Origin of the sequence: Haloplanus salinarum, from assembly GCF_024498175.1 — an archaeon.
GTDB lineage: Archaea > Halobacteriota > Halobacteria > Halobacteriales > Haloferacaceae > Haloplanus > Haloplanus salinarum.
In genome coordinates, this window is the sequence record NZ_CP101823.1 from 1,790,331 (window position 1) to 1,803,711 (window position 13,381).

At 68.4% G+C, this 13,381-nt stretch carries 11 protein-coding genes; 6 read left to right on the forward strand and 5 right to left on the reverse strand.

The window, feature by feature from the left end:
* Positions 1-61 precede the first annotated feature (61 nt).
* Positions 62-2,332, reverse strand: coding sequence for a CDC48 family AAA ATPase (locus NO364_RS09280; protein WP_157687764.1), 2,271 nt, complete (start codon positions 2,330-2,332; stop codon positions 62-64).
* The gene (locus tag NO364_RS09285; RefSeq protein WP_157687763.1) at positions 2,329-2,568 is read right to left on the reverse strand and encodes a DUF7127 family protein; all 240 of its coding nucleotides are present in this window, start codon (positions 2,566-2,568) and stop codon (positions 2,329-2,331) included. Before NO364_RS09285 ends, NO364_RS09280 begins: the two co-directional genes overlap by 4 nt.
* Positions 2,569-2,724: 156 nt before the next feature.
* Here NO364_RS09285 and NO364_RS09290 point away from each other — a divergent pair, with 156 nt between their 5' ends.
* Genes NO364_RS09290 through NO364_RS09300 form a run of 3 tightly spaced genes read left to right on the forward strand, consistent with a single transcriptional unit; the run spans position 2,725 to position 4,691 of the window.
* Positions 2,725-3,510, forward strand: coding sequence for an alpha/beta fold hydrolase (locus tag NO364_RS09290; RefSeq protein ID WP_157687762.1), 786 nt, complete (start codon positions 2,725-2,727; stop codon positions 3,508-3,510).
* A 24-nt stretch (positions 3,511-3,534) separates the two neighbouring features.
* Positions 3,535-3,798 carry a DUF5822 domain-containing protein gene (locus NO364_RS09295; RefSeq protein ID WP_157687761.1) on the forward strand — a complete coding sequence of 88 codons (264 nt, stop codon included), beginning with the start codon at positions 3,535-3,537 and terminating at the stop codon, positions 3,796-3,798.
* A 44-nt stretch (positions 3,799-3,842) separates the two neighbouring features.
* Positions 3,843-4,691 (forward strand): eIF2B alpha/beta/delta subunit family protein, encoded by an 849-nt coding sequence (locus NO364_RS09300; RefSeq protein WP_157687760.1) that lies wholly within the window; start codon positions 3,843-3,845, stop codon positions 4,689-4,691.
* Between the two features lie 13 nt (positions 4,692-4,704).
* On the opposite strand, the gene NO364_RS09305 is transcribed toward NO364_RS09300, so the two are convergent.
* Positions 4,705-5,181, reverse strand: a complete 477-nt coding sequence (locus NO364_RS09305) for a GNAT family N-acetyltransferase (RefSeq protein WP_157687759.1) — start codon at positions 5,179-5,181, stop codon at positions 4,705-4,707.
* Between the two features lie 79 nt (positions 5,182-5,260).
* On the reverse strand, positions 5,261-6,616 hold the full coding sequence (gene glnA2, locus NO364_RS09310) for a gamma-glutamylputrescine synthetase (RefSeq protein ID WP_157687758.1): 1,356 nt from the start codon (positions 6,614-6,616) through the stop codon (positions 5,261-5,263).
* 120 nt (positions 6,617-6,736) lie between these two features.
* Here glnA2 and NO364_RS09315 point away from each other — a divergent pair, with 120 nt between their 5' ends.
* Positions 6,737-7,147 carry an archease gene (locus tag NO364_RS09315; RefSeq protein ID WP_257627351.1) on the forward strand — a complete coding sequence of 137 codons (411 nt, stop codon included), beginning with the start codon at positions 6,737-6,739 and terminating at the stop codon, positions 7,145-7,147.
* Between the two features lie 35 nt (positions 7,148-7,182).
* Positions 7,183-10,110, forward strand: a complete 2,928-nt coding sequence (locus NO364_RS09320; protein WP_257627352.1) for an RtcB family protein — start codon at positions 7,183-7,185, stop codon at positions 10,108-10,110.
* 9 nt (positions 10,111-10,119) lie between these two features.
* Here NO364_RS09320 and NO364_RS09325 read toward each other — a convergent pair whose 3' ends face one another.
* Positions 10,120-10,422: a DUF7969 family protein gene (locus NO364_RS09325; RefSeq protein WP_157687755.1), complete on the reverse strand. Its 303-nt coding sequence runs from the start codon at positions 10,420-10,422 to the stop codon at positions 10,120-10,122.
* A 291-nt stretch (positions 10,423-10,713) separates the two neighbouring features.
* On the opposite strand from NO364_RS09325, the gene NO364_RS09330 reads away from it, so the two are divergent.
* The gene (locus NO364_RS09330) at positions 10,714-13,359 is read left to right on the forward strand and encodes a serine/threonine-protein kinase (RefSeq protein WP_257627353.1); all 2,646 of its coding nucleotides are present in this window, start codon (positions 10,714-10,716) and stop codon (positions 13,357-13,359) included.
* Positions 13,360-13,381 lie beyond the last annotated feature (22 nt).

Genomic DNA, 13,381 nt, shown 5'->3' on the forward strand with positions numbered 1-13,381 from the left:
GAGCGGAACACGCCTCGTCATCGCGGACTATCCCTGAAATACCGCCCGGTTCGGGGCGGCCCTAGTGGAAGGTCCGGCTGGCTTCGCTCTCGGGGGCGGCGGCGCCCTCGTCGGTCGTGAAGCGCTGTTCGATCTCGCGGTAGCGTTCCCGGGTCTCCTCGGTGACGCTCGGGCTCACCTCGTCGAGCGCCCGCTCGAAGTGGTCCATCGTGACGCGGACGTTGCCGACGGATTCACCGATCTCGTCGGGCGAGACGCTGTTGATGAACTCCCGGGAGGCGGCCATCGAGGCCTCGCGGCAGACGGCCTCGATGTCGGCGCCGACGTAGTTCTCGGTGCGCCGCGCGAGGCTGTCGAGGTCGACGTCGTCCGCCAGCGGCTTGCTCCGGGTGTGCACCTCGAAGATGGCGCGCCGGGCGTCCTCGTCGGGAACGGGCACGTGGACGTGCCGGTCCAGACGCCCAGGTCGCAGGAGCGCCGAGTCGATGAGGTCGGGCCGGTTCGAGGTGGCGATCACCACGACGTCCTCCAGGGTCTCCAGCCCGTCGAGCTCCGTCAGGAGCTGCGAGACGACGCGCTCGGAGACGCCGGAGTCGCCGGTGTTCTGCCCGCGTTCGGTCGCGATGGCGTCGATCTCGTCGAAGAAGATCACGGTCGGGGCGTTCTCGCGAGCCTTGCTGAAGATCTCGCGGACGCCCTTCTCGCTCTCCCCGACGTACTTGTCGAGCAGTTCCGGCCCCTTCACCGAGATGAAGTTGGACTCGGCCTCGTTGGCGACCGCCTTGGCCAGGAGCGTCTTCCCGGTGCCGGGCGGGCCGTACATGAGCACGCCCTTCGCGGACTGCATGTCCATGGCCTCGAACACCTCGGGGTAGTCGAGGGGCCACTGGATCGTCTCGCGGAGGCGTTCCTTGGTGTCCTCGAGGCCGCCCACGTCGTTCCAGGTGACGTCGGGGACCTCCACGAACACCTCGCGGAGCGCCGACGGCTCGATGCCCTTCAGCGCCTCGCGGAAGTCGGCCTGATCGACTTCGAGCGATTCGAGGATCTCGGCGTCGATCTCCTCCTCCTCGAGGTCGATGTCCGGGCGGATGCGCCGGAGCGCGTTCATCGCGGCCTCCTTGGCGAGGCTCTCGAGGTCCGCGCCGACGTAGCCGTGCGTCGACTCCGCGAACCCCTCGATGTCGACGTCCTCGGCCAGCGGCATGTTGCGGGTGTGGACCTGCAGGATCTCGCGGCGGCCGTCGCGGTCGGGGACGCCGATCTCGATCTCGCGGTCGAACCGCCCGCCACGCCGGAGCGCGGGGTCGATGGCGTCGACGCGGTTGGTCGCGCCGATCACGACGACCTCGCCGCGCTCCTCGAGCCCGTCCATCAGGGAGAGGAGCTGGGCGACCACGCGGCGTTCGACGTCGCCGCCGGCCTCGCCACGTTCGGGCGCGATGGAGTCGATTTCGTCGATGAAGACGATGGCGGGCGCGTTCTCCTCGGCCTCCTCGAAGACCTCGCGGAGCTGCTCCTCGCTCTCGCCGTAGTACTTCGACATGATCTCCGGCCCGCTGATGTCGTGGAAGGAGGCGTCGATCTCGTTGGCGACGGCCTTCGCGATCAGCGTCTTCCCGGTACCGGGCGGGCCGTGCAGGAGCACGCCCTTCGGCGGGTCGATGCCCAGCCGCCGGAACAGCTCGGGGTGGCGCATCGGCAGCTCGATCATCTCGCGAACCTGTTCGAGTTCGCGGTCGAGGCCCCCGATGTCCTCGTAGGTCACGTCCGGCGTCTCGGGGCTCGCGTCCGCGGCCTCGGTCTCCCGGATCTGCTCGGCGGGCTGCTCGCTGATCTCCACTTGCGTCGAGTCGGTGACGACGACCGTCCCCGAGGGCTCGGTGTCGGCTACCTTCAGCGGCAGGGCCTTGTTCCCGCGGCCGCCCATGAAGCCGAAGCCGAAGGGGACCCGGAGGGTCTGGCCTTTGGTGATCGGCTTGTCGGTGAGCTTGTCGCGGAGGTAGGGGCCGATGTCGCCGCGAATCCCGATCTGCTGGGGGAGCGCGACGGTCACGCGCTCGGCCTGCTTGACCTCGGCCTTCTCGACCTCGACGCGGTCGTCGATGCCGACGTTCGCCTGCTGGCGGAGCTGACCGTCGATCCGGACGACGCCGGAGCCCTGATCCTCGGGCAGTCCCGGCCAGACGCGGGCGATGGCGGTGCCGTCGCTCCCCTCGATGCGGATGTAGTCGCCGACGTCCAGGCCCATCTCCGCCGCGGCCGCGCGGTCGATGGCGGCGAGGCCACGGCCGGCGTCCTTCTGTTTCAGCGGCTTGACGATCAGCTTCATCGGTCGCCCCTCACGACGAGCACGCCGTTATTGGTGTCGACGCTCTCGACCGATCCGGGAACCTCGAACTCCAGTTCCACCTCGTCGTCGACGAGCACGATGGCCGTCCCGTCGACGACGTCGGTGGCCAGACGGTCGTCCGCCGCGCCGACGTCGGCCGCGATTACCCACCCGTCCTCGTAGTCGTACCGGCGGACGAACCGATCGTCCTCGCCGGCGTATTGTTGTCTCACCATGATTCTTCCTAACTCAACGTTAGCTGTATATCTATTTAAAACTTTCGCCAAATAATCGCGGTACAGTGTCGGGGTGGCTTCGTTCAGTGAAATAGCGGTTCACACGTTTCGTCCCCCGCGGGCGGGGTTTATACGCCTGCCAGCGCTATCGATCGTATGGAGACGGTTACACACCACGGCCGGACGACGGCCTACCGGCGACACGACCGGGGCGGCGACGAGGCGCCGATCCTCTTCGTCCACGGGAGCGGCGGATCGAGCGGGGTCTGGAAGGCACAGACCAGACTCGCCGACCGGCGGCCCGTGATCGCCCTGGATCTGAGCGGCCACGGGGACAGCGACGACGTCGACGCCGAGCCGGGGTACGAGACGCTGTCGGCCTACGTCGACGACGTCGTCGCCGTCGCACGCGAGACGGATGCCCGCGTCCTCTGTGGGAACTCCCTCGGCGGCGCCGTCGTCCTGACGCTCCTGCTCGACCGTGATCCCGACCTCGACCTCTCGGGGGCGGTGCTCGCGGGGACGGGCGCCAAACTCGCGGTCCTCGACGACCTGCTCCGGTGGCTCCGGACGGACTTCGAGCGGGCGATCGAGTTCCTCCACGGCCCGGATCGGCTCTTTCACGACCCCGACGAGCGGCTGGTGACCGTCTCCCGCGAGATGCTCCACGAGGCGGGCCGGGCCGTGACCCACCGCGACTTCCGGACCTGCCACGAGTTCGACGTCCGGGGCCGACTCGACGACGTGGCGGTCCCGACGCTCGCGGTCGTCGGGGAACACGACGCCCTGACGCCGCCCTGGTACCACGAATCACTCGCCGAATCCATTCCCGACGCCGAGTGGACGACCGTCCCCGACGCGGCCCACCTCGCCATGCTGGAGCGTCCCGAGGCGTTCAACGAGGCGCTGTCGGCGTTTCTGGAGCGAACCGCCACGCATTAGCGGGTCGGCCGCCAACCCGCGGCCGTGCCACACCGCGTCGAGCGAACCGACCCCGACGGCGTCGACTTCGGGTGGGTGATGCAGGTGACGTTCGTGACGACCATCGTCGCCGGCGCGCCGCTGGTGGCGGCGCTCTCGACGACGACGACGCTCCCGACGTGGGGTGCCCGCGCCGCCTTCGCCGTCCGGGTCGGCGCGCTCGTCTGGTTCGTCACCGCGTTGCTCGCCTACGCCTACGCACGGCGGGCGGTCGACGACGCGGGCGAGGCCGACAGCGGGAGCGACTGACCGCCAGCCGGAAACTCTTTGCCGCGGACACGTCACCTCCCCGTATGATCGACGAGACCATCGAGGAGATCCGCCGGATGGAGACCCACAGTTCGTCGGTGGTCGCGGTCAAGGCCACCGGCGCGCTTCGCGAACTCCTCGATCGGGACTACCGGAACGTCGAGTCCTACGAGCGCGACCTGGAGCGCAACGCCGGCGCGCTCCGTCGGGCCAACCCTTCCCACGCCTCGCTCCACAAGGCGATGCGGGAGGTCGTCGAGGCGGTTCTCGGGGCGTCCGACACCGTCGAGGGGGCGAAATCCCACACCGAGGAGGTGATCGGCCGGGTCACCGAGGAGATCGAAACCGGCAAGCGACGGGCCGCCGCGGAGGCCGCCGAGACGTTCGAGGACGGCGAGACCGTCCTCACCCACGACTTCTCCTCGACCGTGTTGGAGGCAATCGAGACCGCCGCCGGCGAGGGGCGGCACCTCACCGCCTACGTCACCGAGGCGCGACCCCGCTATCTCGGCCGCAAGGCCGCCCGCCGACTCGCCGAGATGGGTCGCGTCGAACCACACCTCGCCGTCGACAGCGCCGCCGGCCACCTCCTCGACCGGTGTGACCGGGTGATCGTCGGCATGGACTGCATCGTCGAGGACACCCTCTACAACCGCGTGGGGACCTTCCCCATCGCCGCCGCCGCCGACGTGGTCGACGTGCCCGTGACGGTCGTCGGCTCGCAGTCGAAGATCATCGAGGACGACTTCGTCTTCGAGAACGAGTCGCGCCCGCCCGCCGAGGTGATCCGCGAACCGGTCGAGGGCGTCCGGATCGAGAACCCAGCCTACGACGCGACGCCGATGTCGCTGGTCGACGAGGTCGTCACTGACCGGGGTCACTACGACGGCTGAGGCGTCGTGACGGTTACCGCCGGATCAACTCGGAGAGCCGGTCCCGAAGCCGTTCGTCGGGGCCCAGACGGAGGTAGTACGCGTCGCCGTCGTCCTCGTAGTAGTTCTCGATGCGACGCTTGATCTCGAAGCCGACGGACTCGTAGAAGGCGAGCGCCCGCTCGTTCGTCGCCCGAGCGTGACAGGTGACCGTCCGGTGTTCCTCGGCTACCTCCGCGATCAGCCGTCGGCCGAACCCCTCGCCACGCCGTTCGGGGGCGACGGCCAGAAAGAGGATGTAGCCGTCGCGCCGAGCCGTCGCGAAGCCGACGAAGTCGTCGTCGAGGTAGAGCAGGTGGGTCTTCGCCCGTCGATACGCGTCCATGAAGAAGCGCTTCCGCTGTTTCAGGACGCCCTCCGTCCGGCGGATCCGTTCTTTGAGCTCCCAGGCCTCGCCGGCGTGGTCGGTCGTCCCGGGGCCGTCCACGCGCTTCTCGACGGTGACGCTCACTACGTCACTTCTAGGCGTATCGGACGTTATAACTTCACCGTCGGCGTCCATCGTCGCCGCATTCGGACCGCGCGCACCCTCAGAAGGACCGGTCGAGGTAGTCCGACTCCCACTCCCCGTCGCCGTCGGCCGACATCGCCCACTCGCTCCGCTTGACTTCGAGGTACGAACCGAACAGGGCCTCGCCCATCGCCGACCGGAGGACGTCGTCCTCCGCGAACGCGTCGAGCGCCGCCGCGAGCGTGCTCGGCAGGCGCTCGATTCCGCGGGCCGCGAGTTGGGACTCGTCGACGTCGGCCGGGTCCCGGTTCAGCGGCTCGCCGGGGTCGAGTTCGCGCTCGATACCGTCCATCCCCGCCGCGACCAGCGCCAACTGCGCGAGGTAGGGGTTGGTCGTGTTGTCGGCCGGCTTGAACTCGACGCGGGTCGTCGCCGCCGGCGCGCTCCGACTCACCGACGGGACGCGAACCGTGGCCTCGCGGTTGTCCTCGCCCCAGCAGGTGTACGCGGAGGACCACATCCCCGGCGCCAGCCGGTCGTACGACTCCACCGTCGGGGCCGTCACCGCCACCAGCGCCGGTGCGTGTTCGAGGAGGCCGCCGACGAAATGCCGACCCGCCTCCGAGAGCGGATACGGTCCGTCCGCGTCCGGGTCGTGGAGGACGTTCTCGCCGTCACGCCACAACGACAGGTGGATGTGACAGCCCGTCCCCGGAAGCTTCGGGAACGGCTTCGGGCGGAACGTAGCGTCGATGCCGTGGTCGGCGGCCACCGCCCGCACCGTCTCGAGAAACCGGACGTGGTCGTCCGCGGCGGCGACGCCCGTGTCGTGATCGGTGACCAGTTCCTGTTGCCCGGGGCCGTACTCCGGGTAGTACGCCGACAGCCCCATTCCCTGAGCCTTGAGCGCGTCGACGGTGTCGAGGACGACGTCGTGGGCGCTCCGCATCCCCGCCGTCGAGAAGCACGTGCTGTCGTCGAGGGGGACCGACTCGCCGTCCTCGTCGGTCCGGGTGTAGTAGAACTCGCTCTCGTAGGCCAGTTCGGGCGCGTACCCCTCGGCCGCCAGTTCGTCGAGATACCGGCGGAGCTGCGCGCGCGGCCCCGCGGCCCACGGCTCGCCGTCCAAGTCGTGGAGGTCAGCGAGCATCAGCGCCGTCCGGTCGTCGTACGGCAGGACGGTGAACGTCTCCGGGTCGGGGACGACCCGCACCTCGCCGGCGGGCCCGAACCGTCCCTCGGGAGCCAACCGGTCGAGCGCGTTGAACGACTGCATCGCGTGGGTGACGTTCGCCCCGTCGGCCAGTACGGTCGGCAACGACTCCCGGTCGACGACCCGCCCCCGCGGCACGCCGCTGTTGTTGACGAAGACGATCCGTACCAGTTCCACGTCCTCCGCGTCGGCACGCCGGAGGACGTCCTTGCTGGATGTCATGTGCCGTGACGACACGCGACACCCCCGTATGCCGGGGCATACCGGCAAATGATTCTCCTTCCCGAGTCGGTCGAGCAAGCGTTTTGCCGTCCCCACCCCTCGTTCCGTCGACGACCCCCGATGAGCTTCGAACTCCGCCCCCACACCGCCGACGTCGCCGTCGCGTCCCGCGGCGAGACCCGCGGCGAGGCCTTCGCCGCCGCCGCCGACGGTCTCGCGGCCGCGACCTGCGAGGAGATCCCGGAGACGGGCGAGCGCTTCGCCGTCACGGTCGTCGCCGAGAGCGTCGAGGCGCTCCTCTTCGACTACCTCGACCGGCTCATCTACGAGCGCGACGTCCGCGGGGTCCTCCCGGTCGACAACGAGGCCACGGTCCGCGAGGACGACGGGGAGTGGACCGTCGAGGCGAGCGCCCGCGGCGTCCCCTTCGCGGCCATCACGGCCCGCGACGTGAAGGCGGTGACCTACTCCGAGATGCGCGTCGAGCGGACCGAAGACGGCTGGGAGGCCTACGTCGTCCTCGACGTGTAGTAACGTATTCCCGCGTCGACCCCGTCGACCCCGGTATGACCACACGCGAGTTCGACGGCATCCGGCTCGAACGGGTTCGGGAGCACGTCTGGGAGATTCCCCGCGAAGGGGAGATGCGCGTCCCCGCGCGGGTGCTGGCGAGCGAGTCGCTGCTCGAACGGATCGGCGACGACGATACCCTCCAACAGCTCAAGAACGCGACCCACCTGCCCGGGATGACCTCCCACGCCGTCTGCATGCCCGACGGCCACCAGGGCTACGGCTTCCCCGTCGGCGGCGTCGGCGCGACGGACGCCGAGACCGGCTGTATCTCGCCGGGAGCGGTCGGGTACGACATCAACTGCTTGCCCGGCGAAACCGACGTGCGGCTCGCCTTCGGGCGGAAGCTGTCGCTCGAAGCGCTCGGCGAGCGGTTCGAGAACGAGCGTGCCGCCGTGGCGGCGGGCGACGAACTCACCACTTCGGAGGTTCGGCTGTTCACCGAGTCCGGAGCGAAACCGGTGTACGAACTCGAAACGGCGACCGGACGGCGAATCGAGGCGACCGGCGATCACCGATTCGAGACGCCGGAGGGAATGATCCCCGTCGAGGAGCTAACGCCCGGCGAGTCGGTGTACGTCCACCCGTTCGAGGGTATCGAACACGAGGATCCGGACGAGTTCACCGTCCTCTCCGAGGACGACTTCGCCGACGACAATCCTCAGATCCGGCGTGTCCTGAAGGACCGGGGGCTCCTGCCCCTCCGATCCACGGACGAGCAGTTCCACCGACTGCTCAAGATCGTCGGATTCCTGCTCGGTGACGGTTCGTACGGCGGCCCAGGTCAGACGTGGTTCTACGGCGAGCCGGAGGAACTGGAACGGATCCGCGCGGACATTCGGGAGATCGGGTTCAAGCCCTCGAAGATATACGAACGCGACCGAAACCACGATATCGACGGTTCGACGTTCGAGCGGACGGAGGACAGCTTCAAGACGACGTCCAAGGCGTTACGGCGCGTGTTCGTCGAACTCGGCGTTCCCGAGGGGCCGAAAGTGGCGTCCGGGTTCACGACACCCGGCTACCTCGACCGTCTCGCAGACTGGCAACGGGCGCTCTTCTACGCGGCGTACTTCGGGGCCGAAATGAACACCCCGGCGGCCCAGAGCGACAAGAACCTCTACTGTCCGAAGGTCTCCCAGACCAGAACGGCCGATACGAGGACGGCAGGGTTGGCTTTCTTGGAGGATATGGCGTCGTTCCTCGACGACCTCGGCATCGAGACCAACGATATCGAGGCGTTCGAGACCGATTCGAACAGCACGTCCGAGACGATCCGTCTCCGCCTCGGTATCAAGAACGACTCGGAGAACCTCATCCGATTTTTCACTCGTGTCGGGTACCGATACCACCCGGAGAAACGGCGGAAAGCGGCGGTGGCGGTCCAGTATCTCCGATCGAAAGAGCGAGCGATCTCCCGACGCGAACGGATCGCCACGGAGGCACAGACGCTGGCCGACGGTGGTTCGGACGTTTCGGATATCAAGGAGCGCTTCGAGATCAACGACCGGTTCGTCGAACGAAGCGTCTGGAGTGGTCGCACCGGTCGACCGAGACCGGGCGACGACTTCCCCGACTTCGAGGAGTTCCGTGAGACCGTCGACGTTCGTGCGGACGGCGCCGTCAGGACCGAAATCGAATCGATCCACGCGGCCGGTTCGAAACCGGTCTACGACATCGGCGTCACCCACGACGCTCACACGTTCCTCGCGAACGGGTTCGTCGTCTCCAACTGCGGCGTCAGAATGATGAAAACAAATCTGACCTACGACGACGTCCGCGGCCGCGAGGAGGAACTCGTCGAGGCGCTGTTCGCGAACGTCCCCTCGGGGCTGGGCGGCGGCGGGGTCGTCCAGGGCGATATGGACACCGTCGAGTCGGTCCTCGACCGCGGGGTCGACTGGGCGCTGGAGGCGGGGTGGGCGGTTCCGGCCGACCTCGAACACTGCGAGGACGAGGGGCGACGGCCGGACGCCGATCCCGCCGCCGTCTCACAGAAGGCGAAAGACCGCGGGAAGAACCAACTGGGGAGCCTGGGGAGCGGCAACCACTTCCTCGAAGTGCAGCGCGTGACCGACGTCTACCGCGAGGACGTCGCCGACGCCTACGGGCTGGAACCCGGGCAAATCGTCGTCCTGATCCACTGCGGGAGCCGGGGGCTGGGCCACCAGACCTGCACGGATTACCTCCGGAAGATCGAAAAACGGCACTCAGACCTGCTCGCGGACCTGCCGGACAAGGAACTCGCGGCCGCACCCGCCGGCTCCGAACTCGCCGAGGACTACTACGGCGCGATGTGTGCCTGCATCAACTTCGCGTGGGTGAACCGCCAGTTGATCATGCACCGGACCCGGAAGGTGTTCGAGCGGGTGTTCGACCGCTCGTGGGAGTCGATGGACATGCACCTCCTCTACGACGTCGCCCACAACATCGCCAAGAAGGAGGTCCACGACGTCGGGGTCGACCCGCAGGGGCGGCCGGGCGGCGACGACGTACGCGAGGAACGCGAACTCTACGTCCACCGCAAGGGCGCGACGCGGGCGTTCCCCGCCGGCCACCCCGAGGTGCCCGCCGCCTACCGCGACGTGGGACAGCCGATCATCATTCCCGGGAGCATGGGTGCAGGGAGCTACGTCCTCCGCGGCGGCGAGGCGTCGATGGACCTCACCTTCGGATCGACCGCCCACGGCGCCGGCCGACTCATGAGTCGGACGCAGGCCAAACAGGAGTTCTGGGGCGAGACGGTCCAGGACGAACTCCGGGATCAGCAACACGTCTACGTCAAGGCTCAGAGCGGCGCGACCGTCGCCGAGGAGGCCCCCGGCGTCTACAAGGACGTCGACGAGGTGGTCCGGGTCTCCGACGAACTGGGCATCGGCGACAAGGTGGCACGGACGTATCCGGTCTGTAACATCAAGGGGTAGGTCCCCGCCTCAGGGGTCGAGCCTGACGTACTCGCTCTCGGGGACCGCCTCGACCGCCTCGCCGTCCTCGAAGCGGACGTAACTCAGGTAGAAGGGGTCCCCACAGCCGGTCGCGTCGTCGTCGCGGAGGGTGCCGTCGGCGCCACAGACGAAGCGGACGCCGTCCGCGGCCTCGATATCCCCGTCGGCGTCGGCGTACGTCCACCCTTCGAGCGGATACGGCGTCACCGACTTGTCGGCGAGATACCCCTCGCGTTCGAGTTCGACGATGGCCCCACACCGCGGACAGTGGTAAGTGACCGGATAGCTCATGTGGGCAGTACGGTACGGAGGGAGTTATACTGTCGGCCGTGGGTCGTCGAGCGACCTCGCCGGTCCCACCTTCGCCCTCGCCAACGGGACGGGAAACGTGAGCGGTAAGCCGTTACCGGGCTTCGACACCCCGGACACGGGGAGCTCGCGTCGGAACCGCGAGCCCCAGTGACCGGCGTCCGAGTGCGTCGACGGATCCCGGTAGCCGGACGAAGCCTTTTGGTTTCGGCCGTCTACCGTCAGTCCGTTGATGAGCGGGCACCGGAACCCGAGCAATGGGGGGAAAACGTGGTGACCGACGGCTTGTCACGCCGAGCGGTGTTGCGGACGGTCGCCACGGGTGTGGCGCTGTCGGGCAGTGCCGGTATCGGTGCCGGGCGAGGGGACCGCTCGGAGTCGTGGCCACCGTCCGGGGATGACGAGACGAACACCGGACGCGCACGGGAACACACGAACCCGGAGCCAGGTGGTGGGGAATCACGGCGGTTTCGAACGGACGGGAACGTCCGCTCGTCGCCCGCCGCGGTCGAGGGGACCGCTATCGGGGAGCACGACGACACCGTCTACGCGACTGGTGGAGGAACGTTGACATCCGCGTCGTCGACGGAACCCCTTTCCCCGGACGGAGAGCTGTTCGCGGAAAGCGATAGTCGAACCGACGGCCCCGCCGGCGACGACGGGCGTCCCGTTCCCGGCGGTGTCGTCGGTGTTTCCGATCCATCGTCTTGGATCGTGCTCGTGCTCGTGTCGGTGAGCGTACTCGCCGCTGGTATTCTGGGAGCCGTCCGCCTCCGGAACCGGGGCCGAGACGACGACGGCCGATCCGACGGGACGCCGCCGGCGACCCCCTCCGGACCGTCCCGATCCACGTCGGGAACGCCGCCTGCCGACGGCGACGTCACCGCAGACGCCCACCTGACCGCCGGCGACCACCTCCGTGCCGACGCCAGGGCGTTGCTCGGCGACGACACCGACCGGGCCCTGACGCTCGCCGAGCAGGCGCGAGTGGCGTACGAAGAGGCCCGACGGATGGCACCGACGCCCGACGCGCGTGCGACCGCCGACGAGCGGATCGAGGAACTCGATGCCATGGTGAGCGAGGCGCCGGCGAACGACACTCCGTCGGTGGCGAAGACACCCGGCTACGCCGCGACCCTCGAAGCGCTCCCGGAGCAGGTCCGCGGCCACGTCGAGGACGGCGTCGGCCGGGACGAGCGGTTCGTCTCCGCCGTCGAGACGCTCGGAACCCTCCGGGCGAACACGTGGCTCGTCCTGACCACCGACCGCCTCGTCGAGGTCGACGACAACCTCTACGACACGACGGAGTCGACCGAGGACGACCCCGCACGCGTCGCGTTCGAATGGTCGGACGACGACCTCCCACGGGTTCGCGTCGCATCCGACGACGGCACGGTCTCGACGTTCGATCTCCGGGCCGCGCCGGATCAGTTCTTCCGGGACCTGATTCGGACGCGTCCCGAACTGTCGGTCGACCCTCCCGAGTCGGTCGACGCGACCGATCCGTCCTCCGTCTCCGACGATACGGAAGCCCCCCGCGACCGTAGCGGGGCGGCGTTGACCGACGCCCGAACCGCCGCGAACGACGGCGCGGTCGACGACGCGCTTGACCGGCGGGCAGCGACGCGGCTGTGTGCCCGACTCGACCGCGCGGAGCGGCGTCTGGAGGAGATCCGGGACGACATCGAAACGGAATCGGTGCCGACGCTACGAACTCGGCTCGACGACGCGACCGAGTCCGTCGACGCCGTTGCGAAGACCGCCGAAAACATGGACGACGATCGGCTACGGACCCGCGTGCCGGCCCTCCGATCGCGGGCGAACTCGTGTCGGGACGCGATCGATCTCCGTGCGTCGGTCGACGACGTCCGGCGGCGCGTCGACGACGCCCTCGACCGCGTCGCGGACGACCCCGCGCAGGCGCGAGAGCAGTTGGTGGCGATCGAGGACGACCTCGAGACGATCGCTCGGCGTGTCGACGCCACGGGGATCGAGAGGTTCGATACGACCGTCGGGACCCTTCGGGAGCGATGCCGGACGGGGATCGACCGGGCGACGGAACTGCTCCGGAACCGGCCGCCCGAGACGATCCCGACCGTGGCGAACGTCGACGTCGACTACGCCGCCCTGGAGCGGCAAGACTTCCTCGGGAAAGGTGGAAACGCCGACGTCTATCTCGTGAGGACGACCGGAACGGATCGAACACACGAACTCGCGGTCAAGGAACCGCGGATGGTGGGCACGCTCCACACCGGGACGGTCGAACGGCTCATGGAGGAGGCCGAGACGTGGGACAAACTGGACGACCACGACCACATCGTGGGCGTGGTGGATTACGACGCCGACCCGCTCCCGTGGATCGCGATGGAGTATATGGACGCCGGCGATCTGGCCGACCGGGCCGGAGAACTGGAGTTCGATCAGACGCTGTGGACGGCGATCGGAGTGACGAAGGGCGTGCGTCACGCACACCGCCACGGCATCGCGCACCTCGACCTCAAGCCCAAGAACGTCCTCTTTCGGTCGGTCGAGGACGGGTGGGACGTGCCGAAGGTGGCCGACTGGGGGCTGTCGAAGCAGCTCCTCGAACACTCGAAGAGCCTCGAAGGACTCTCGCCACAGTACGCCGCACCCGAACAGTTCGACGAGTCGTACGGGTCCACCGACGACATCACGGACGTCTACCAACTGGGGGCGGTGTTCTACGAACTGTTCACGGGACGGCCGCCGTTCGAGGGGCCGCCGACGAAGGTGATGCGGCGCGTGTTGGACGAGGAACCGACACCCCCGAGTGACGTCGCATCCGTCCCATCCGCCCTCGACGACGTCCTCTTGACCGCCCTCGAAAAGCGGAAACACGACCGATACGAGTCGGCACTCCTGTTACGAAACGAGTTACGGGACCTGCGGGAATCGTGACCGGCCACACGACACGCACGGC